General features: G+C 62.7%; 16 protein-coding genes. 5 read left to right on the top strand and 11 right to left on the bottom strand.

From position 1 onward, the window contains the following. Positions 1 to 328, top strand: a 328-nt coding sequence (locus BMX61_RS08735) for a transposase (RefSeq protein WP_139198895.1), incomplete at its 5' end; no start/stop codon positions are given. Positions 329 to 459: 131 nt separating this feature from the next. On the opposite strand, the gene BMX61_RS08740 is transcribed toward BMX61_RS08735, so the two are convergent. Together BMX61_RS08740 and BMX61_RS08745 are read right to left on the bottom strand one after the other, a co-directional pair. Then, positions 460 to 3393, bottom strand: coding sequence for a hypothetical protein (locus BMX61_RS08740; RefSeq protein WP_139198896.1), 2934 nt, complete (start codon positions 3391 to 3393; stop codon positions 460 to 462). Between the two features lie 63 nt (positions 3394 to 3456). After that, complete coding sequence (locus tag BMX61_RS08745) at positions 3457 to 4755, bottom strand: adenylosuccinate synthase (RefSeq protein ID WP_075627018.1); 1299 nt, start codon at positions 4753 to 4755, stop codon at positions 3457 to 3459. A 259-nt stretch (positions 4756 to 5014) separates the two neighbouring features. Between BMX61_RS08745 and BMX61_RS08750 the strand changes: the two genes are divergently transcribed. The 4 genes from BMX61_RS08750 to serA all read left to right on the top strand — a co-directional run bounded on the left by BMX61_RS08750 (position 5015) and on the right by serA (position 10054). Then, positions 5015 to 5914 (top strand): DMT family transporter, encoded by a 900-nt coding sequence (locus BMX61_RS08750; protein WP_075627017.1) that lies wholly within the window; start codon positions 5015 to 5017, stop codon positions 5912 to 5914. Positions 5915 to 6022: 108 nt separating this feature from the next. Beyond that, a complete protein-coding gene (locus tag BMX61_RS08755; protein WP_075627016.1) occupies positions 6023 to 6856 on the top strand; it encodes an outer membrane protein in 834 nt (277 codons plus the stop codon). A gap of 267 nt (positions 6857 to 7123) precedes the next feature. Beyond that, positions 7124 to 8302 carry a phosphoserine transaminase gene (locus tag BMX61_RS08760; RefSeq protein WP_075627015.1) on the top strand — a complete coding sequence of 393 codons (1179 nt, stop codon included), beginning with the start codon at positions 7124 to 7126 and terminating at the stop codon, positions 8300 to 8302. A gap of 156 nt (positions 8303 to 8458) precedes the next feature. After that, positions 8459 to 10054 (top strand): phosphoglycerate dehydrogenase, encoded by a 1596-nt coding sequence (gene serA / locus BMX61_RS08765; protein WP_075627014.1) that lies wholly within the window; start codon positions 8459 to 8461, stop codon positions 10052 to 10054. A 124-nt stretch (positions 10055 to 10178) separates the two neighbouring features. On the opposite strand, the gene BMX61_RS08770 is transcribed toward serA, so the two are convergent. From BMX61_RS08770 to ftsH, 9 genes are all read right to left on the bottom strand, one after another. Further along, positions 10179 to 11876, bottom strand: coding sequence for an O-linked N-acetylglucosamine transferase, SPINDLY family protein (locus tag BMX61_RS08770; RefSeq protein ID WP_075627013.1), 1698 nt, complete (start codon positions 11874 to 11876; stop codon positions 10179 to 10181). A gap of 206 nt (positions 11877 to 12082) precedes the next feature. Further along, positions 12083 to 13786 carry an O-linked N-acetylglucosamine transferase, SPINDLY family protein gene (locus BMX61_RS24885; RefSeq protein WP_075627012.1) on the bottom strand — a complete coding sequence of 568 codons (1704 nt, stop codon included), beginning with the start codon at positions 13784 to 13786 and terminating at the stop codon, positions 12083 to 12085. 128 nt (positions 13787 to 13914) lie between these two features. Further along, positions 13915 to 15246 carry an O-linked N-acetylglucosamine transferase, SPINDLY family protein gene (locus BMX61_RS08780; protein ID WP_075627011.1) on the bottom strand — a complete coding sequence of 444 codons (1332 nt, stop codon included), beginning with the start codon at positions 15244 to 15246 and terminating at the stop codon, positions 13915 to 13917. Continuing rightward, positions 15233 to 15397, bottom strand: coding sequence for a hypothetical protein (locus BMX61_RS24630; protein WP_170854920.1), 165 nt, complete (start codon positions 15395 to 15397; stop codon positions 15233 to 15235). Before BMX61_RS24630 ends, BMX61_RS08780 begins: the two co-directional genes overlap by 14 nt. A gap of 57 nt (positions 15398 to 15454) precedes the next feature. After that, on the bottom strand, positions 15455 to 15610 hold the full coding sequence (locus tag BMX61_RS24635) for a hypothetical protein (protein ID WP_170854921.1): 156 nt from the start codon (positions 15608 to 15610) through the stop codon (positions 15455 to 15457). Between the two features lie 298 nt (positions 15611 to 15908). Beyond that, positions 15909 to 16733, bottom strand: a complete 825-nt coding sequence (locus BMX61_RS08790; protein ID WP_075627009.1) for an outer membrane protein — start codon at positions 16731 to 16733, stop codon at positions 15909 to 15911. 332 nt (positions 16734 to 17065) lie between these two features. Continuing rightward, entirely contained in the window at positions 17066 to 18418 is a 1353-nt protein-coding gene (gene glmM / locus BMX61_RS08795; protein ID WP_075627008.1) for a phosphoglucosamine mutase, read from the bottom strand. Between the two features lie 238 nt (positions 18419 to 18656). After that, entirely contained in the window at positions 18657 to 19049 is a 393-nt protein-coding gene (locus BMX61_RS08800; RefSeq protein ID WP_075627007.1) for a GFA family protein, read from the bottom strand. A 135-nt stretch (positions 19050 to 19184) separates the two neighbouring features. After that, complete coding sequence (gene ftsH / locus BMX61_RS08805) at positions 19185 to 21125, bottom strand: ATP-dependent zinc metalloprotease FtsH (protein ID WP_075627006.1); 1941 nt, start codon at positions 21123 to 21125, stop codon at positions 19185 to 19187. Positions 21126 to 21294 lie beyond the last annotated feature (169 nt).

The raw sequence follows: 21294 nt of genomic DNA on the forward strand, positions 1-21294 counted from the left end.
CCGCATTTTCGAAACCTGGATCGAGACACAGCTTGTGCCGACACTGTCGCCCGGCGATGTCGTCATTCTCGACAATGTCGGTTTCCACAAAAGTGAACGAGCAGAACAGTTGGTCAAGGCCAAGGGAGCGTGGCTGCTCTTCCTGCCGCCCTATTCGCCGGACCTGAACCCCATCGAAATGGCGTTCTCAAAGCTCAAGGCGCTCTTACGAAAGCGAGCCGCCAGAAGCTTCGACGCGCTTGCCCAAGCCCTCGGTGACATCATCAGCCTCTTCTCCGTCACCGAATGCCGAAACTTCTTCAAAGCCGCAGGATATGAGGCTGAATAAATGCGACATACTTTAGACACCAAACGAAAAACGAAAATGGCCGGCGCTTTGAACGCCGGCCATCCTGCTTTCTGTTCACGTGCTGACCCGGCACATGGCGTTTTGTACGCCCTTAGGGGCACAAAAAGCCTTTAGCCAGCCGAAGGCTTGATCGCGGCCCAAGTGCGCAGCGCCTGGCTGAAAGCATCGGCGCCGGCCGTGCCCTTGTCCAGGGTCAGCAAAGCACGACGGCCGTTGCGATAGGTCAAGGGAATGTCCATCCAGCCGCGGCTGCCCAGAAGGTCGAGATTGGTCTTCACGGCTTCCGGAAAATCGTTGAGCGCGATCATATGGAAGTCGTCGGTGATCTTGGCCGGCACACCGATCAGCGCATCGCCGCGATCCTGTTCGGTCCGCTTCATCGAGACGCGCTGAACGCCGGCAATCGTGCCGCCCTCGAAATTGGCGGGCAGCGAGAAGACAAATTCGATCACGTGGCTGGCCGGCAGCGAGCTGTCGGTGTTGCGTTTGATCGTCATCAGCGCTGTCAGACCACGCCCGGGCACCGTGATCTGGGCCTGGATGACGGGCTCGGGCCGGCTGGCGCCATCCGGCGTCTCTTCTTTCAGGGTCCAGGCCACACTGCCCTCGATCGCCGTCGGCGCGGCCTGGCCGAGCCGCTCCTCGTAAAGGAACATCTTCTGCGCGCCGGCCGGCACCTCGACGGAGGCCGCCGCGGCAGGCGTCCCCGCATCCGTGGCAGAGACCGAACCGGCCGGAGGCGGCGTGGTGGCCGGCGCGGCAGCGCCTTCGGCTGGTGCGGGATTGGCTGTCGGCGTCGGGGCCGGATCGGCCTGGGCCGTTTCCACCGGATTGCCGGCTTCCGTTTGCGCGGAAACGGATCGGCCTTCGTCGGCTGTCGAGCGGCCGGCCGCCGGGGCGACGCCCTCGTCGATCTCGCTGCCATCGGCCCGAAGCCGCTGGGTGAACTTGTTCGCGACCGCTGCCGTTTCGGTCGTGGCGGCAGGGCTTGCGCTGCCGGAAGACTGGCCTGCATTGCCGGGCGCTTGGCTTGGCGCGGGCACACTGGCCGAGGCCAGGAGGTCGCCGACCCAGGCGTCTACCGTGCTGCGATGGAGCCAATAGGCATAGCCGCCGCCGCCGAGAACACCGAGAAGCACGATCAGGCCCAATGCCTTCTTGATGCTGAACCGCGGTGGCTTGGGTTCCGTGCGGTAGGAAATCGGACGCGGCGCCACGACAGGCGCCTCCGTTTCCGCTGCCGGCTCATCCTTGTTCACGCTGCGCGACAGCAGGGCGTCGATGGCTTCCCAGTCCTGCTCCAGCCGCTCGTCCTGCACGGTTGCGGGCTGAGCCTCCACTGGCCAGGCCCAGCCTGTCGCGCTGTCGGCCTCGCCCTCTTTGCGGACGTCATTTTTGGGCGATGACCCCGCGTCCGGCGTGGCGGCGAAGGGATCGTGATCGTCCCACGTCCATCCCTCGGCCTGGCCGGCTTCCCGCTGAGGATCGGCCATGACCGCCGGCGCCCCGGCTGCGGGTGCGACCGCAGCAGCCGCAGGCACGACCACGGCCTCCGGTTCGTCGGGATAGGCGACGTGCTCGGCCGTCTGATGCCATTCCGGCTCGATATGGGCATGAACGGGCTGGGCCGGCGCCGGTGCTGAGGCCGTGTTCCACTCGGGAAGCTCCCAGTCGGCGGACGGGATCTGCTGCGCGCGGCCCGCGCCGTCGCCATAGGCTTCCACAAGCGCGGCCGCGGCATCATCCTCGGCCGAAGCAGCGGCAGCCTGCTGGGATGGCGCAGGGGCCGGAACTTCGTAGGCAGGCTCTGCCGGCACATGCGGCTCGACCACAGCCTGCGCATGCGTCTCGAACGGGCCCGAAGCCTGATCGGAGAGATCGTCATATTCTTCGGCCAGAGCACGCGCGGCATCGTCCGCCGCCGCATCCCCTGCATGATAGGCCTCCGGTGCGGGCCAAGGTTCGGCATGCGCTTGAGGCGCGGCTTGCACCTCTGCATGCTGCGCATAAGGATCGTCTAGCAGCCGGTCGTCATAGGCCTCTGGCGCGGCGTCCGTCCACGCATCATGGGCAGGCTCGACGGGAGCCGGCTCGGCAGGCGCAAATTCGGCATGCTCGGGTTCATAAGGCGCCGGTTCGACAGGCGCGATGCCGAAGCGATCCTCGGCCGCAGTCTCGGCGGGACGGCCTGCGAATTCATCCGGCACATATCCATCGGTCCGATGATCGTCGGGGAGATCATAGGCATCTGCCGGATGATGAGCATGATCGTGCGCAGGTGCCGCGTCGTGATCGTCGTCATAGGCAGCCGACGGCGCTGGTGCATGCTCCGCCGGCGCATAGGCCGGCTCATCAGCCCGGTCGGGATGTGGCGCCGGCTCAAAGGTCCGGTTCTCATGGACATCGGCCTCATGCGAATGGACCTGGTCATTGACGACAGGCTCATAAGCCTCGGCAGGCTCGTAATGCTCGACAGGCTGACGGGCCTCAGGCTCGGCATGATCGGCGTATCGGGCCTCATCCTCGGCACGGCTGCGATCATCCGCCTCCAGCGCCGCCTGGTGGACGGCTGGATCCGGGAGCGTGGCGGCAGGCGCAGGCTCTTCCTGCAACACAACAGGCGTCTGCCAATGTTCGGGCGGCGGCTCGTGCGGCGAGAGAGGCGCCGGCCCTTCGGAGCGCTCGGCATCTGCCGGCTCGGCCTGGGATTCGGCATGCGCGGCGTCGGCTCGCTCGTCTTGCGCAGCCGGCTCGTGACTTTCATCATAGACCGGCTGATCGGGCGCTGCCGCTTCGCCTGCGATATCCTCGATCGGCGCCTCTTCGGCAACCGCCTCGGCGAAATCGCTTTCGACATCGGCGATTGCCGCTTCGAGCTTGGTCATCTGACGGTTGATCATGTCGTCAGACGGACGCGGCTTCATTCCCTCGAGCTGACGGCGAACGGCGCCGCGCGCCTTTTCATAGACTCGCGCACGCATTTCGGGACTATTGTCGGACAGGCCGTCAACGGTCCTGCGAATAACTGCTACAAAATCCGCCATCAGAACTTTCTCAAAATGCTCGCGAGGCTCTCGGCACCTGCTATCGAGCCGTCAAGCCTCAAACTAATCCTCAAACGGGTCCGTCACAAGTATCGTGTCGTCCCGCTCGGGGCTTGTGGACAGAAGCGCCACCGGCGCGCCGATCAATTCTTCGACCTGGCGCACATATTTGATCGCCTGGGCAGGCAGATCCGCCCAGGAACGGGCACCCACCGTCGATTCCTTCCAGCCTTCCAGGGTGATGTAGATCGGCTCCACCCGTGCCTGAGCGGCTTGCGCGGCCGGAAGGTGGTCGATCTCCACGCCGTCGAGCTTGTACCCGACGCAGATCTTCAGCTCGTCCAAGCCGTCGAGCACGTCGAGCTTCGTCAGCGCGATGCCGCTAATGCCGTTGACGGCGACCGACTGGCGCACCAGCGCCGCATCGAACCAGCCGCACCGCCGCTTACGCCCTGTAACCACGCCGAATTCATGGCCGCGCTCGCCCAGAAACTCGCCGATCGCATCTTTCAGCTCGGTTGGGAACGGGCCTTCGCCGACACGGGTCGTATAGGCCTTGGTGATGCCGAGAATATAGCCGAGCGCGCCCGGCCCCATGCCCGATCCCGCCGCCGCCTGTCCGGCCACCGTATTGGAGGAGGTGACAAAGGGGTAGGTGCCATGGTCGATATCGAGCAGCGTGCCCTGCGCGCCTTCGAACAGGATCCGCGCGCCACGGCGGCGGTGCCGGTCGAGAAGCAGCCAGACCGTGTCCATGAAGGGCAGTACGCGAGCGGCGATCGTGGACAGCTCTTCCATGATGCTTTCATGGCTGACTTCGGGCTCGCCCAGACCACGACGAAGCGCATTGTGATGGGTCAGCAGCCGGTCGACCTTGGCCGGGAGCGTATCGAGATCGGCCAGGTCCATGACGCGGATGGCGCGGCGGCCGACCTTGTCCTCATAGGCCGGGCCGATGCCGCGGCGGGTGGTCCCGATCTTGGTGCCGCTGTTGGAGGCCGCATCCTCGCGCAACGCGTCGAGCTGGCGGTGCAGCGAAAGGATCAGCGTGGCATTGTCGGCAACGCGCAGATTGTCGGGCGAAATCGTCACGCCCTGCCCGTCCAGCCGCTCGATTTCGGCAATCAGCGCATGCGGATCGATGACCACGCCATTGCCGATGACAGCCAGCTTGCCGGGACGCACGACGCCCGACGGCAGCAGAGAAAGCTTGTAGCTGACGCCGTCGATCACGAGGGTATGTCCGGCATTGTGACCGCCCTGGAAGCGCACGACGACATCGGCGCGCTCGGAAAGCCAGTCGACGATCTTGCCCTTGCCCTCGTCGCCCCATTGCGAGCCGACCACCACGACATTCGTCATTTTCACCTATCCCATAGCTGAAGCGCAGGGCTTCGCCTGCCACAAAAATTCGCGCATCTATACTGACTTGTTCCGGGGAAATCGACTCCCATGGGCGGGAAACTCGCCGTTGGCCACTTGATTTCCTCGCTAATCGTCGCCTCCAGCCGCAAAGCCAGCCGTGGCGGCGGTTGAACAGGCCGGAGCCGGCGGCTAGGAACGGGGCAGACACCGGCGCCTGGAGCCCCCAGCCGCACGCTTGCCATCCCGAGATCCCCGTATGCATGCCACTTCAAACGCCAAGGCCTACACCTTCCTCATCGTCACCACGCTGATCTGGGGCGGCAATTCGGTTGCCGGAAAAATGTCGGTCGGCCATGTCAGCCCCATGGCGCTCAATGCCATGCGTTGGGCGATTGCCGGTTGCGCACTCGCGCTCTTCGCCGGCCCGCAGATCCGGCGGGACTGGCGGGTGATCCGCCAGCACCTGCCGCTGCTCTTGGGATATGGGGCGGTGGGCTTCACCTGTTTCAATGCCTTTCTTTATGCCGCGCTTCAGCACACCAGCGCCATCAACGCGGTCGTCGCCCAGGCGGCGATCCCCATGGTGATCTTCGGCCTGAATTTCCTGCTGTTCCGCACCGCAGTCCGCATCGCGCAATGGGCAGGCTTCGCGCTCACCATCCTCGGCGTGGTCCTGACGGTGTCGCAGGGCGAGCCAGCACGGCTTCTCGCGCTCGACCTCAACCGAGGCGATGCACTGATGATGGCAGCTGTGCTGGTCTATGCGATTTATACCGTTGCGCTGCGCTTCAAGCCGTCCATCCACTGGCAGAGCCTGATCTCGGTCTCGGTTCTCGGCGCCTTCCTCGCCGCGCTGGTGCCGCTCGTGGTGGAAATGGAAAGCGGGAAATTTCATTTGCCGGACACGACAGGCTGGGGCGTAGCGCTGTTTGCCGGCCTCATGCCCTCGCTGATCTCGCAGATTCTGTATGTGCGCGGCGTCGAGATGATCGGCCCCAACCGCGCCGGCCTGTTCATCAACCTGATCCCGATCTTCGGCACCCTGCTGTCGCTGGCTTTCCTGGGCGAGACCCTGCACCTCTACCATCTCGCCGCACTGGCACTGGCGCTGGGCGGGATCGCGGTGGCGGAATGGGGACGCAACGTCAAACCGTAAGTCCGACCTGCCCGGATTAACAATCCATTAACCATCAAAGGTGAAAAATCGGCTCCAGACAAAAGCGCCGGAAGGGATTCGTTTCCGGGCAAGCGAGACGGAGCGGATATGGAACGCGGGGGATGGTGGATTGCGGCGGGTCTTCTCGTCGTGCTGGCAGCCGGCGCTCCGGCCCATGGTGCCGACATGAATTTCGAACAGGTGCCGGAAGTCGTGATCGGCAAGGCCTCCGACAGCCCCACGCTTTATCTCCGCGGTGACATCGGCTTCACGGTGAAGAGCAAGGGCGGCGACGCCAGCTTGAAGGCTTTCGACGGCACCTCGACGCGCACCATCGGCTTTGACGAAGTGCGCTTCGGCGAACCGCTGGCCGGCACGATCGGCATCGGTGCGCGTGTCAACGACATGCTGCGCACGGATATCACCGCCGAATATTTTCAGGGTGATTTCAAAGGCGACAGCGACGTGCTCGGCGCCTGCTCCGGCGAAGCGAGCGGCACCAACTGCCACCATTCGCACAAGGCCGACTATGAGGGCATCAGCCTGATGGCCAATGGCTATGTCGATCTTGCCACCATTGCCGGCATCACCCCCTATATCGGCGCAGGCGTCGGCGCCACCAGGCTGTCCTATGGCTCGGTGAAGGAAAGCTGGACGTGCCAGGAGGCCGGGGCCGCCTGCTCCGGCAACGCCCTGCAGGGCGAACGCTATGATGGAGAGGCCAGCTGGCGCTTCACCTATGCCCTGATGGCCGGCGCCTCCTACAATCTGACGGACCGCCTGGCGCTGGATGTCGGCTATCGCTACAGCGACATCGCCGATGGCAAGATCTTCGATTACAAGGGCTGGGAAGCGGCCAATGGCGCGACCGGGGACAAGACCCGCGACGACGGCCTGCGCCGCCATGAGATCCGCGCCGGCCTGCGCTTCTTCTTCGATTGACGCGGCGCGCATCCTCAAAATATCAAAAACAAGAACGGGCGGCCTTCGACTGGGCCGCCCTTCTGCGCTGCCTCGTCCTTTTCAGAGACCGATCCTGAGCCCTTCATGTCTCCCGGATCCGTCAGCCCAGAGCCGATGGTCAAAGCTGCGACATATTAGGCTTTTAAAACGACATCGCCGCCTTGACTTTCTCCGCGCATCCGCTTAACAACGGCGGCGGGACACCTCTCCCCAACGAGAGGCTTTCTATCTGGAAGGATAGCCAATATGGCGGATCTCGCAACGCCGGACGCACGTCCGAACAATACCCATTTCTCTTCTGGCCCCTGCTCGAAGCGTCCCGGTTGGTCGCTCGATGCCCTCTCCGATGCGCCGCTCGGCCGCTCGCACAGGGCCAAGGTTGGCAAGGCCAAGCTGAAGCTGGCCATCGATCTCACCCGCGAAATTCTTGAGGTTCCGGCGGATTACCGCATCGGCATCGTGCCGGCCTCCGACACCGGTGCCGTCGAAATGGCGCTCTGGTCGCTGCTCGGCGCCCGTGGCGTCGACATGGTCGCGTGGGAAAGCTTCGGCTCCGGCTGGGTCACCGATGTCGTCAAGCAGCTGAAGCTGCCCGACGTGCGCAAGTTCGAGGCCGATTACGGCAAGCTGCCGGATCTCGGTGCACTCGACTTCGACCGCGACGTCGTCTTCACCTGGAACGGCACCACCTCGGGCGTTCGCGTTCCCAATGCCGATTTCATCCCGGCCGATCGTCAAGGCCTGACCATCTGCGACGCCACCTCGGCGGCGTTTGCCCAGGCGATGGACTTCTCCAAGCTCGATGTCGTTACCTTCTCCTGGCAGAAGGTGCTTGGTGGCGAAGGCGGTCATGGTGTGCTGATCCTGAGCCCGCGCGCCGTTGCCCGGCTGGAATCCTATGCGCCCGCTTGGCCACTGCCGAAGATCTTCCGCATGACCAAGGGCGGCAAGCTGATCGAGGGCATCTTCGAGGGTGAGACGATCAACACCCCCTCCATGCTCTGCGTGGAAGACTATATCGACGCGCTGAATTGGGCGAAGTCCATCGGCGGGCTGAAGGCGCTGATGGCGCGTGCGGACGCCAATGCCAAGGTGATCTTCGACTTCGTCGAGAAGACTCCGTGGATCGCCAATCTGGCGGAAGACCCGGCAACGCGTTCCAACACCTCCGTCTGCCTCAAGATCGTCGATCCAGAGGTGACGGCACTCGATGAGAAGGCCCAGGCCGCCTTTGCCAAGGGCTTGGTGACCGCGCTCGAAGGTCAGGGTGTTGCCCATGATATCGGTGCCTATCGCGACGCGCCTTCAGGCCTGCGCATCTGGGCCGGCGCCACGATCGAGACCGCCGATATGGCCGCGCTGATGCCTTGGCTCGATTGGGCCTTTGCCGCGCAGAAGGCGTCGCTCGCCAAGGCCGCCGCTTAAACCGCGCATCGGCCATTTCCTTGCAGGTCGCGTTTCAGCGCCGGAGCCTGTTCCGTCGCTGGACGCTTTGAAGCATCCTCGCCGCGCAAGCTCGGTTTGCGCGGTCATGCTCCTCTTTGCTCAAATTCTGCCCTTTGCCCATTCTTGGAGGCTACCATGGCACCCCGCGTTCTCGTGTCCGACGAACTTTCCGAAACCGCCGTCCAGATCTTCCGCGACCGTGGCGTCGAGGTCGATTTTCAGCCGCAGCTCGGCAAGGACAAGGACAAGCTCGCCGAGATCATCGGCAATTATGACGGCCTGGCGATCCGCTCGGCCACCAAGGCGACCGAAAAGCTGATCGCCGCCGCCACCAATCTCAAGGTGATCGGCCGCGCCGGCATCGGCGTCGACAATGTCGATATCCCGGCCGCCTCGCGTCGCGGCATCATCGTCATGAACACGCCCTTCGGCAATTCGATCACCACGGCCGAGCACGCCATCGCGCTGATGTTCGCCGTCGCCCGCCAGATTCCGGCTGCCGATGCCTCGACCCAGGCCGGCAAGTGGGAAAAGTCCAAATTCATGGGCGTCGAGATCACCGGCAAGACGCTCGGCGTCATCGGCGCCGGCAATATCGGCTCAATCGTCTGCGCCCGCGCTATCGGGCTTAAGATGCGCGTCATCGCCTATGACCCCTTCCTGTCGAAGGAGCGGGCCGAAGAGATGGGCGTTGCCAAGGTCGAGCTGGACGAACTGCTGGCCCAGGCCGACTTCATCACCCTGCACGTGCCGATGACCGACAAGACGCGCGGCATTCTGAATGCCGAGGCGCTGGCCAAGACCAAGCCGGGCGTGCGTATCATCAACTGCGCCCGCGGTGGCCTGGTCGATGAGGCTGCCCTTGCCGACGCCATCAAGTCCGGCCATGTCGCCGGTGCCGGCTTCGACGTCTTCGAGGTCGAGCCCGCCAAGGAAAGCCCGCTCTTCGGTCTTCCGAACGTCGTCTGCACGCCGCATCTGGGCGCCTCGACCACGGAAGCGCAGGAAAATGTCGCGCTCCAGGTGGCCGAGCAGATGTCGGACTATCTGGTGAAGGGTGCCGTTTCCAACGCCATCAACATGCCCTCGATCACCGCTGAGGAAGCCCCGATCCTGAAGCCCTTTATCCGGCTTGCCGACGTGCTCGGCGCCTTTGTCGGTCAGGTCACGGAAGAGCCGATCAAGGAAATCGAGATCCTGTTCGACGGCTCGACAGCACGCATGAACACCAAGGCTCTGACCAGCGCGGCTCTGGCCGGCCTGATCCGCAGCCAGGTATCGGACGTCAACATGGTCTCCGCGCCGATCATGATCAAGGAGAAGGGCGTGATCCTCTCCGAGATCAAGCGCGACAAGACCGGCGTCTTCGACGGCTATATCAAGCTGACGGTCAAGACGGATTCGATGACCCGCGCCGTCGCCGGCACGGTGTTCTCGGACGGCAAGCCGCGCTTCATTCAGATCAAGGACATCAATCTGGACGCCGATGTCGGCAGCCACATGATCTACATCACCAACACCGACGTTCCCGGCATGATCGGCTTCATCGGCTCCACCCTCGGCGAAGCCGGCGTCAACATCGCCAACTTCCAGCTGGGCCGCAAGGAAGCCGGTTCGGACGCGATCGCGCTGCTCTATGTCGATGGCCCGGTCTCGGAAGAGGTGCTTGACCGTCTGCGCGCCAACCCGGCCATCCGCCACGCCAAGCCGCTGGCCTTCGCTGTGGAATAAGCCACCGATCGTCTGCCTTTGCAAAAGGCCGCTGCAGGCACCCTTCCGGGGCTTGCGGCGGCCTTTTCTTATTGGACAGAGGCCCTCAAGATCGGTGCAGGACTGAGCACTGTCCGTCGCGCGCTCAGTCGATCGCCTCGACGTCGAAGTGATCGGGCTCGGCCCCGGCCTTGGCGCGCTCCACCATGTGGCGATAGCCGGCTTCCAGATGACGGGTGAGCCGCAACGTATCGAAAAGCGGCATGGTGGTTCGATTTTCCGCCAGGCGGGCGCGCAGGGCTTTCAGCCTGCTTCGGTCACTGGCCAGTGCCACCATCATGGCGACATAGGCGTCGTCATCCTCCGCCACGAGATCGTCGAGTCCGATGGCCGTAAGGAGACTTTCCGACACGCGCGAGGCGAAGTGGCGCCCTTTGATCGTTGCGACCGGCACGCCTGCCCAGAGAAGGTCGCTGGTCGTCGTGTGGCCGTTGCAAGGGAAAGCGTCCAGGCCAAGATCGGCCGCCTTCACCCGCCCGATATGCGCATCATAAGGCGTCCAACCGGCCTGAAAGATGCGTTCGCGGGCAATGCCTTGCGCTTCCATCCAGTTGACGAAATTGTCAAATCCAAGCTCGCTGTAAGGCAATATCCAGAGCACCGCTTGGGGCGCACCCTTCAGGATCCGCGCCCAGAGCGTGGCGGTGCGGTGGGTGATCTTGCGGGCGACGTTGAACGAGGCGAGCACCACCGCATCCTCCGGCAGACCAAGGTTGCGGCGCGGGGGAGCAGGCGGGTCCGGGCGGTAGAAGTCGTCATTGGCCTGGTAGCTGTGTGGCAGCCGGCAGAATTTCTCGTGATAATATGGCTTGCTGCTCTCGGGCAGCACGATCCGGTCGCCGATGATATAGTCATAGTCGATGCCGCAGCCCGAGCCGGGAAAACCGAGATAGGCAACCTGGATGGGAGCGGCTCCGGCATTTAAAATCCCGCTGCGGCTATCGCGTGTGTGACCCTTGAGATCCACGAGAATATCGATCTTGGCCGCCCGGATGACCTCTGCCGCTTCGGCGTCCGAAAGCGCCATAACGGAAACGAGCGATGGCTCTAGATCGCGCCAGCCATCGTCCATCAGGATGTTCTTGGGCGTGGTGTGGCAAAAGAGCTTGACCTCGAACGCTTCGGGATCGTGCATTTCCAGCACGCCGCGCATGAGAGCCATGGTCGCATGGGCGGAGAAGAAATCGCCGGAGAGATAACCGACCCGGATCTTTTCCCCGAAGGCGTGCGTCCGCGCCTTGCGAGCCGCGCGGTTGGCCTTGCTGAAGGGCGTGGCGAAGGACATTTTCGTCAGGCGCGCGGCGATGCTTTCGTCATCGCACCAGATGACGGTAGCCAGCGGAAACTCCACGCCCAGCAGCCTCTCGTCGCCCTTGCGCAGGCCGTCGAGAAGCCGCTCGTTCTCCGCGCGCGACTCCTCCAGAAAGAGGTAGTCGTGCAGGCAGCGTCGATACATATCTTCCCTGTCGGGATCGAAAGTGCCGCTGCGGGCGGCCAATCGCCAGGCGTCGGTTGCCCCCAGATCATCACCGGCCCGCGTCAGGAAATTGGCCGCCAGCGTATAAAGCATCGGCGCGTTGGGCGGCCCCAGATCACCGGCGCGGCGATAGGCGACGGCCGCCTCCCGCCATTGCTCGGCCTTGCCGAAGCACTGGCCCATCAAAAGGAGAAGCTCCAGATCGAGATCGTCGGTCGTCTCCAGCAAAGGCGTGAGCAAGGCAAGCGCGCCGGTAAGGTCATTCGCGAGGTAAAGGTTCATCGCCTGAGCGAGCAAGGCCGACATGACTAACAATCCTGAAGGAAAAGCATCCGCATCATGAATGGCCAGCGAATGCGGGTTTGCGATCTGGAGCATCGTGGTTACGATCGGAGTCGGCGCGATGCTTTGGAAGTGTGTTCTCGCATCGAACGTTCCGAAAGCCAGCCGCCACTTCGGTCCAATGCTCTATCTCAAAACGCGCCGCGCGCTCTGCCAGGCGCCGGACCATCCTATGCCCCATGATCCAGAGCCGGAACGTCGAAATGATCGGGCTCCTGGCCGGTCTGGGCACGCTCGGCCATCATCCGGTAGGCCTTCTCGAGATGGCGAGTGAAGCGCGCCGTGTCGAAGAGGGGCGCCTCAGCCCGCACCTTTGAAAGATGGTGGCGCAGAGCCGACAGCCGCTCACGGTCCTTGGCCAGCGACACCACCAGATCGACATAGGCGTCGTCGTCTTCGGCCACGAGTTCGGAAAGGCCCACTGCGGCAAGGAGGCTCTCCGACACGCGGGAGGCGAAGTGGCGCCCCTTGATGGTGGCAAGCGGCAGCCCTGCCCAGAGCTTGTCGCTGCTCGTCGTGTGGCCGTTGACAGGAAAGGTGTCGAGACCGAAATCGGCGACCTTCAGCCGCGCGATATGCTCGGGATAATGGGCGAAGGGCGCAAAGAGGATGCGGCTGCGGGCGACGCCCTTCCCTTCCATCCAGCTCGCCAGGTTGTCGCGGGCAAAGTCGCCGGCACACAGGATCCAGAGAACGGAATTCGGCACCGAAAGAAGGATGCGCGCCCAAAGCGCGGCCGTACGCGGCGTGACTTTCCGCACCGCGTTGAACGAAGCGAAGACAAAGGCTCCTTCGGGCAGGCCGAGACTGGCGCGCGACGTTGCCGGCGGATCCGGCCGGTGGAGCCGGTCGTTTGCCTGGTAGCTCTCCGGCAGGCGGCAGAATTTCTCGTGGTAATAGGGCTTGCTGCTCTCCGGCAGCACGATGGGATCGCCGATGATATAGTCGCAATCGATGCCGACGCCGGAACCGGGAAAGCCCAGATAGGCCACCTGGATGGGCGCCGCACCGATGTTGAGGATATCCCCGCGCCCACCCCGCGTGTGCCCCTTTAGATCGACCAGAATATCGATCTCTTCCTCCCTGATACGGGCGACGGCCTGCTCGTCCGACAGCGTGTGGATGTCGATCAGCTTGGGCTGCTGGCCGCGCCAGCCATCGTCTAAGACGGTGTTTTTGGGATTGGTATAGCAAAAGAGCGTGACGTCGACCTGCTCGGGATCGTGCAAATCGAGCACACCGCGAAAGAGCAGCATTGTCGCGTGCTGGGAATAGAAATCGCAGGAGAGATAGCCGATCCGCAGCCGGTCTTGAAACGCATGCGGCCGCGCCCGCCGGGCTGCCCGCGCTTGCGCGGTCAAAGGGATCTTCAGCTTGGTGTTGGTCATGCGCGCGTTGATGCTCTCGTCATCGCACCAGTTGATGTTCATGAAGGGGTATTCGACGCCGAGCAGCTTCTCGTCGCCCGCCTTGAGGCCGGCCAGGAACCGCTCGTTCTCCACCTGCGCCTCATCGAGGCAGACGAAATCCTGCAGATTCCTGCGATAGATGTCTTCGGCATCGGCATCGAAGACACCGTTGCGCGCCGCTTTTCGCGCAGTCTGCATAGCCTCGTAGCTATCGTCGGTGCGCGCCAGGAGATTGGCCGCCAGTGCGCGCAGCATCGGCGCATTGGCGGCGTGCAAATCCGCTGCCCGGCTGTAATAGCTCGCAGCCTCGCGCCAATGCTCTGCCTTGGTGAAGCACTGCCCCGCCAGCAGCAGCACCTCGAGCGGGATGCGCTTTGGCTGCAGCATCGGCTTCAAGGCGGCAATGGCGCCGGAAACGTCATCGGCCTTATAGCGCTGCAAGGCCTTGGCGAAGGACGCGGACATGGGCGGATCTCCAGATGGATCGAAATTCTTCCGCCATAGCCGATCCGGCTGGCGCGAACCTGCCGTCGCGCTGGTCCAGCCAGGATGTCGCCACAGCCATAATTCTCGTTGCAGAGATGCGGCCGGGATCACGGCAAAGGCGGCACGTCGAAATGATCGGGATCCAGCCCGGCCTTTGCCCGGTCGATCATCATGCGATAGGCGCATTCCAGATGACGGGTAAAGTGCAGCGTGTCGAAGAGAGGCGTCGTCGTCCTGTTGTTCTGCAGTTTTTCGCGCAAGGCCGCCAGGCGCTGGCGATCCTTGGCGAGCGCCACGACCAGTGCCTCATAGGCCTCCTCGTCCTCGGCCACCATTTCCGGCAGGCCGATTGCGTTCAGCAGGCTCTCCGAAACCCGTGAGGCGAAATGCCGACCCTTGAAGGTGGCGATCGGTAGGCCGGCCCAGAGCTTGTCGCTGCTCGTCGTATGGCCATTGACCGGATAGGTTTCGAGGCCGAAATCGGCTGCCTTTAACCTGGCGATATGCCGCCCGTAATCAAGGCCTCCGGTCATGATGATGCGATCGCGGGAAATGCCCTGGTCGACCATCCAGTTCGAGAAATTGTCGCGCGCGAGATTGCCGAGGCACAGGATCCACAGCACGGAGTCCGGCACCTGCCTCATGATACGCGCCCAGAGCCTCGCGGTACGATGCGAGATTTTGCGGGCGGCATTGAAGGAGGCGAAGACGAAGCGGTCAGCCGGAAGCCCCAGCGCCGAACGCGGCAAGGGCGGTGGATCGGGCCGATAAAAATCGTCGTTGGCCTGATAGCTCTCCGGCATCCGGCAGAATTTTTCGTGATAATACGGCTTGCTGCTGTCGGGCAGCACAAAGCGGTCGCCAATGATATAATCATAGTCGATGCCGCAGCCGGAGCCGGGATAGCCGATATAGGCCACCTGGATCGGCGCCGCTCCCGCATTGAGGATGCCGCCCCGGCCGCCTTTCGTATGGCCCTTGAGATCGATGAGAATATCGATCCCCGCAGCACGGATGGTCTCGGCAGCCTGCGCATCCGTCATGTCGCGGACAGAGACCAGCGATGGCTGCAGGGCGCGCCAGCCCGTATCGGTGGCGGCATGATCGGGGTCGGTGTGGCAGAAGAAGGTCACCTCAGAGAGGTCGGGATCGTGCAGTTCCAGCACACCGCGAAACAGCACGAGCGTGGCGTGCGAGGCAAAGAAATCGCTGGAGAGATAGCCGACGCGGATCTTCTCCTGAAAGACGTGCGGACGGCGCCGGCGCGCGGCGGTGCTCTGCGGCGTAAAAGGCGTTTCGATCAGCGTGTACGTCATACGAGAATTGATGCTCTCGTCATCGCACCAGTTGATGTTGCTGGACGGAAATTCGACGCCGAAGAGCTTGGCATCGCCCGCCTTCATGCCGGCCAGGAAGCGCTCGTCTTCAGCGTGCCTCATTGATGCACACATGTTCATGCAGCAGGAAGCGGTAGTAGTTCTCCACCTCCTGATTGAACACACCGCTAAGGGCCGCCTGACGGGCGCGATCAAGCATCGCATAATCGTCGTCCACGCGCACCATCAGCCCTGCGGCAAGACCACGCAACATCGGCGCGTTGGCGGTCTGGAGATCGGCGGCGCGGTTATAATAGGTGGCAGCCTCGCGTCACAGCTCCGCCTTGGTAAAACACTGGGCCGCCAGCAAGAGCACCTCGAAAGGCAGCGGCTTGCCCGATCGCAACAGCGGATCAAGCGCGGCAATGGCGCCCGAAACATCCTCGGCCTTGTAGCGTGCAATGGCCTTGGCGAAGGGAGCGGACATCAGCGTCTCCATGTCGATGACCATCCCTCCCTTGCACCTCACCTCCCTAAACCGGCATCGATTTAAGGAAAAAATGACGCAAAGGTTTGAAGGCGTTACAGCGTCCTTGAGGCGCTGTCAGATGTGCGAAGCTGTAGACGGTCAGGCTGGCGTGAACCTGCCGTTCCAGGCGGCATCGCTCCGCTCGCGATGGCTTATCAATCCGGTGGAGACATCGTCGTAAGCGCAACAGGCCTGGAGAAGACGCAGAAAAGGCCGCGCGGTGGCGGCCTTTGCAGGATGTGGAATGGAGGATCGCTTACTTGTAGATTGGCTGGTCCACCGGAACTTCGGGCACATAGGCTGCCTGTTCGCAATCGCCGAAATTATAGCGCAGACCGGCGCGGGCTTCATGGACATAAAGCCCCTTGTCGGAACCGGGACCGCCATGCAGCTTTGAGCCGAACATATCGCCGGCCAGGATATGGCGGAAGCGATAGCCGATATCGGCCTGCAGATTGCAGGTGATGTCGATGGCGGTACCGGCCATCAGCCCATAGGTGAAGCGCCAGCGCTCCTTGCCCTCATGCTCCACCGTCTCGTCGCAATTCCCGGAATTGCCGGTTTCGCAGCTGGTGTTCTTCAGCTTGTCCCACTTGACCCGCGTGCCGCCGATGCCGCCACCGACATAGGGCGTGAAGCGACCCCAAGTGCCGATATCGACATAGGCATTGGCCATCAGGCTCCAGGCCGTCAGGGCGGAAACATCCCGCGAGGTGCAGGCGGTCGCGACGCCGCAGCTTCCCGTGGTCGAGCCGCTGAAATCTGCTTTTCCGAGATGGTCCAGCGTCAGATCGGCGCGCAGATGCTCGCTGGCGCGGTAACCCACACCAATGCCGGCCGTCCAGGTATCGTCGAGATCGGCCTTGTCGAAGTCACGGACATAGCGACCAGGGCCTTGGTAATAATGCGCGCCACGCAGGTCGGTGAAGGCGTAGCCGATATCACCGCGCAGATACCAGCCGCCTGCCACGGGCGCGACCGCGACCGGCGGTGGCGCCTCTTGCACCGGGTAAAGGTCGGCGGCCACGCCGGGTGTGCTCGCAAGCAAAACGGCGAACACGCCGATCACGCTTCTCTTCATGGGACGACTCCAGACCGGGCGCCTGGAACGGACAGACCTTCCCAGACTTCATGGAGCTGGACAATAATGAGTAAGAGTTAAATTCCTGTTAACTACGATCATTCATCGGCATTAAGAAAATGCGTAGATTGCAAGTATCGGAGTATTGCTTATGAGCAACTGCTTTACAGAAGGCATTGCGATCTTAGCGCGAGATAATGAACCCATTCATCCTGCGGCCATTTCATAAGGGTAAAGTTTCGCCATGCCCTCGCGCAACGCAATTCGACAGTGTCCGTGATCGGCGAACACTGTCGAACGGCAGACCCAAAGAGGGTTTGATTGTCGATCGGTCAGGCAGCGCTGCGCGCCGCGCCGATGACGCCTACCAGACCATCGACGATGGCCTCGACCTCGGCGCGATCATCGCCCTCCGCCATCACGCGGATGAGCGGCTCAGTGCCCGAGGGGCGGATCAGCAGCCGCCCCCGACCCTTTAGACGCGATTCGGCCTCGCCGATCGCCTGGGCAACCGCCGGCTCTTCCAAAGGCTTGCCGGAAGCAATGCGGACATTCTTCAAGACCTGCGGCACGGGCTCGAAACGATGGCAGATTTCGCTTACCGGCCGGCCCAGCCGCTTGACGGCAGCCAAGACCTGAAGCGCGGCCACCAGACCGTCGCCGGTCGTGCCGAAATCCGACATGACGATGTGGCCGGACTGTTCGCCGCCGAGATTGTAGCCATGCTCACGCATATGCTCGACCACGTAGCGGTCGCCGACCTTGGTGCGTTGCAGGGTCAGGCCACGACCGTGCAGATAACGCTCCAGCCCCAGATTGGACATGACGGTCGCGACGATGCCGTCGCCTTTGAGCTGACCATCCAGGGCCCATTGATCGGCGATCACAGCCATCAACTGGTCGCCATCGACGATCTGGCCGCGTTCATCGACGAGCTGGACGCGATCGGCGTCGCCATCCAGCGCAATACCGATATCGGCGCGCACCTCGTGCACCTTCTTCTGCAGAGCGGCGGGGTTGGTGGAACCGCAATCGAGATTGATGTTGGTACCATTCGGATCGGCACCGATCGTCACCACATCGGCGCCGAGCTCCCAAAGGGCCAGCGGCGCGACCTTGTAGGCTGCACCATTGGCGCAATCGATGGCCACGCGCAGGCCCTTGAGCGTGACATCACGCGGCAGCGTGCGCTTGGCATGTTCGATATAGCGATAGATGTCGCCATCCACGCGCTTGGCGCGGCCGATATCTTCCGCCTTGGCCAACTGGCCTGACAGATCCTGATCGAGAAGCTCCTCGATACGCGCCTCGATTTCGTCCGAGAGCTTATAGCCATCAGGGCCGAACAGCTTGATGCCATTGTCTTGGAAGGGATTGTGGGAGGCCGAAATCATCACGCCGATATCCGCACGCAGCGAGCGGGTCAGCATCGCGACGCCGGGCGTGGGAATTGGTCCGAGAAGGAAGACATCGAGCCCGGCGGCGGTGAAGCCCGCAACCATCGCATTTTCCAGCATATAGCCCGAAAGCCGCGTGTCCTTGCCGATCACCACCCGATGGCGATGCGCGCCCCGGCGGAAAATGGTGCCAACCGCAATGCCGACCCGCATCGCCAGATCCGGCGTCATCGGAAAGAGGTTGGACTGGCCGCGAATGCCATCGGTGCCGAAATAGCGACGTGTCATAAAAGCTCCTTCATCGTCGCGCCTTGCAAGCGCGCGGTCTAGATCGGGGATTGAACCCGCTCTGTGTCTGAGGACCCAATTGGCTCACTGCCTGGTCTTTGCCATGTCTTAGCGGCACAGGTCTCAAAATTAGAGTCAAAATTCATTAAATCCCGTTACCGGGAAGGAGCTGGAACTGGCACCTGTCGTTCTGTCTCATGCCAGCCTCGCCATCCTGTGCTCCTCGGCCGGCCTTCGGCTATTCCTCCTGACGGCGCGTCTCATCACGATTGCGCTCATAATGCCTGCGGACTGCAAAGGGCGGAAGCCAAGCCTCACGCCGGATCGTCCAGAGTTCATAGGTCGGTGTGAAACGATCGGGAGCATCGAGCGAACCGAGATGAATCTCGACTTCATCTCCGCTTCGCGCAAAGACCGGAGAGCCACAGGTAGGGCAGAAGAAGCGCCCGGCATAATCCCGCGCTTCGCCTTCGACCACCACGGCATCCTCGGGAAAGATAGCGGAGGCATGAAACAGAGCGCCGTGATGCTTCCGGCAGTCAAGGCAATGGCAGATGCCCACTCGGTAGGGCTGCCCCGAGGCGACGAAACGCAGCTTCCCACACAGGCAGCCGCCGCTGATATGCTCCATCCCCGTCTCCTCTTCGTTTGCTGCAAATATGCTCTGCAGCCAAACCCGGAGAATGGACGCTTGGTTCACCTGATATGAAAAAGCCGCCGCGGGGATGCCGCGACGGCTTTAGGTCGAACAGATTCGACGTGGAGTTTATTGCGGTTGCGGCAGGCCGCTTTCCGGTTCGTCGCCCTTCGCACCGCTCGGGCCATCCTTCTTCGCGCCGGTCGATGGAACGGCGGAGCCACGGTGCGGCGGGCTATCGTCGCCAAGGTCACGGGCCGGCTTGTCGCCCCGGATCAGCGCCTTGATCTCTTCACCGGTCAGCGTTTCATATTCGAGGAGGCCCTCGGCCAGAGCCACGAATTCGGAATGCTTTTCGGTGATGATCCGCTTAGCCTCTTCATAGGCCTCGTCGATCAGACGACGGATTTCATTGTCGATCTTCTGCGCGGTCGCTTCGGAGAGGTTCTTCGACTGGGCCACGGAATGGCCGAGGAAGACCTCCTGCTGGTTCTCGCCATAGGCAACCTGACCGAGCTGGTCGGAGAAGCCCCACTGGGTGACCATCGCGCGGGCCAGCTTCGTGGCCTGCTCGATGTCGGAAGAGGCGCCGGAAGTGATGTTTTCCTTGCCGAAAGTCACCTCTTCGGCCACGCGGCCACCCATCATGATGGCGAGGCGCGAGACCATCCACTTATAGCTCATCGAATAGCGGTCGCCTTCGGGCAGCTGCATGACCATGCCGAGCGCACGGCCGCGCGGAATGATCGTCGCCTTGTGCAGTGGATCCGCCGCCGGCACGTTCAGCGCCAGAATGGCGTGGCCGGCTTCGTGATAGGCAGTCAGCTTTTTCTCGGCCTCGGTCATGGCGGACGAGCGGCGTTCCGCGCCCATCATGATCTTGTCCTTGGCGTCCTCGAATTCCTGCATGGTGACGACGCGCTTGTTGCGCCGTGCCGCCATCAGCGCCGCCTCGTTGACGAGGTTCATCAGATCGGCACCGGAGAAGCCGGGCGTGCCGCGCGCAAGCGTCTTCAGATCGACATTGGGGGCGAGCGGAACGTTGCGGATGTGAACCTTGAGAATGCGCTCGCGGCCATTGATGTCTGGATTCGGCACGACGACCTGACGGTCGAAACGACCGGGACGCAGAAGCGCGGGATCGAGAACGTCGGGACGGTTGGTCGCGGCGATCAGGATGATCCCCTCATTCGCTTCGAAGCCATCCATCTCGACCAGAAGCTGGTTCAGCGTCTGCTCGCGCTCGTCATTGCCGCCGCCGAGGCCCGCGCCGCGATGGCGGCCGACGGCATCGATTTCGTCGATGAAGATGATGCAAGGCGCGTTCTTCTTGGCCTGCTCGAACATGTCACGGACGCGAGACGCGCCGACACCGACGAACATTTCCACGAAGTCGGAGCCCGAAATGGTGAAGAACGGCACATTGGCTTCGCCGGCGACGGAGCGGGCGAGCAAGGTCTTGCCGGTGCCCGGAGGACCGACCAGCAGCACGCCGCGCGGAATACGGCCGCCCAGACGCTGGAACTTCTGCGGATCGCGCAGGAATTCAACGATTTCCTCGAGATCCTGCTTGGCCTCGTCGACGCCGGCGACGTCCTCGAAGGTCACGCGGCCATGCGCTTCGGTCAGAAGCTTGGCCTTGGACTTGCCGAAGCCCATGGCACCGCGCGAGCCGCCCTGCATCTGGCGCATGAAGAACAGCCAGACGCCGAGGATCAGCAGCATGGGCAGCAGCGTGCCGATATAGCTCAGGAAGCCGGAGGATCCGTCGGTTTCCGGACGTACCGTCACGGTGACGTTCTTGGCCTCCAGCCGCTCGGTCAAGGCCGTATCGACGGAGGGCGCATAGGTCTGGAAAGTGGTGCCGCTCTCGGAATAATTGCCGACCACCTTATTGCCGGTGATCACGACTTCCTTCACACGGCTGCCGTCGACATCCTTCAGAAACTGCGAGAAGGGGATTTCACGCGAACCGCTGCGCTCCGCCGGCTGCTGAAACATGCTGAACAGCGCGATCAGCAGAAGAGCGATGATCGCCCAGAGGGCGAAATTACGAAAATTAGGGTTCATTGAACTCCCCGGAACCTCATTTTCAGCAGCCGGAGATCCGCGCCTCCCTTGTCAGGGGCAAATCGCTCCGCCGGACACGCCGACTTTTGCGTCTAACATAGGATTGCAGGAGAGGCTTGCCAAGGCAAAGCACGCCTTCGCTCTGGATTTCGTCCGGTAAATCTCTCGG

It is taken from the genome of Xaviernesmea oryzae (assembly GCF_900109605.1).
Taxonomy (GTDB): Bacteria; Pseudomonadota; Alphaproteobacteria; order Rhizobiales; family Rhizobiaceae; genus Xaviernesmea; species Xaviernesmea oryzae.

Excerpts from the sequence above, each read along its gene's own strand:
- BMX61_RS08780 (WP_075627011.1), bottom strand. The coding sequence starts at position 15,246 with ATGAGGCACGCTGAAGACGAGCGCTTCCTGGCCGGCATGAAGGCGGGC.
- serA (WP_075627014.1), top strand. The coding sequence starts at position 8,459 with ATGGCACCCCGCGTTCTCGTGTCCGACGAACTTTCCGAAACCGCCGTC.
- glmM (WP_075627008.1), bottom strand. The coding sequence starts at position 18,418 with ATGACACGTCGCTATTTCGGCACCGATGGCATTCGCGGCCAGTCCAAC.
- BMX61_RS08790 (WP_075627009.1), bottom strand. The coding sequence starts at position 16,733 with ATGAAGAGAAGCGTGATCGGCGTGTTCGCCGTTTTGCTTGCGAGCACA.
- BMX61_RS08770 (WP_075627013.1), bottom strand. The coding sequence starts at position 11,876 with ATGTCGGCCTTGCTCGCTCAGGCGATGAACCTTTACCTCGCGAATGAC.
- BMX61_RS08750 (WP_075627017.1), top strand. The coding sequence starts at position 5,015 with ATGCATGCCACTTCAAACGCCAAGGCCTACACCTTCCTCATCGTCACC.
- BMX61_RS08760 (WP_075627015.1), top strand. The coding sequence starts at position 7,124 with ATGGCGGATCTCGCAACGCCGGACGCACGTCCGAACAATACCCATTTC.
- BMX61_RS24635 (WP_170854921.1), bottom strand. The coding sequence starts at position 15,610 with ATGTCCGCTCCCTTCGCCAAGGCCATTGCACGCTACAAGGCCGAGGAT.
- BMX61_RS08740 (WP_139198896.1), bottom strand. The coding sequence starts at position 3,393 with ATGGCGGATTTTGTAGCAGTTATTCGCAGGACCGTTGACGGCCTGTCC.
- ftsH (WP_075627006.1), bottom strand. The coding sequence starts at position 21,125 with ATGAACCCTAATTTTCGTAATTTCGCCCTCTGGGCGATCATCGCTCTT.
- BMX61_RS24885 (WP_075627012.1), bottom strand. The coding sequence starts at position 13,786 with ATGTCCGCGTCCTTCGCCAAGGCCTTGCAGCGCTATAAGGCCGATGAC.
- BMX61_RS08800 (WP_075627007.1), bottom strand. The coding sequence starts at position 19,049 with ATGGAGCATATCAGCGGCGGCTGCCTGTGTGGGAAGCTGCGTTTCGTC.
- BMX61_RS24630 (WP_170854920.1), bottom strand. The coding sequence starts at position 15,397 with ATGTTGCGTGGTCTTGCCGCAGGGCTGATGGTGCGCGTGGACGACGAT.
- BMX61_RS08755 (WP_075627016.1), top strand. The coding sequence starts at position 6,023 with ATGGAACGCGGGGGATGGTGGATTGCGGCGGGTCTTCTCGTCGTGCTG.
- BMX61_RS08745 (WP_075627018.1), bottom strand. The coding sequence starts at position 4,755 with ATGACGAATGTCGTGGTGGTCGGCTCGCAATGGGGCGACGAGGGCAAG.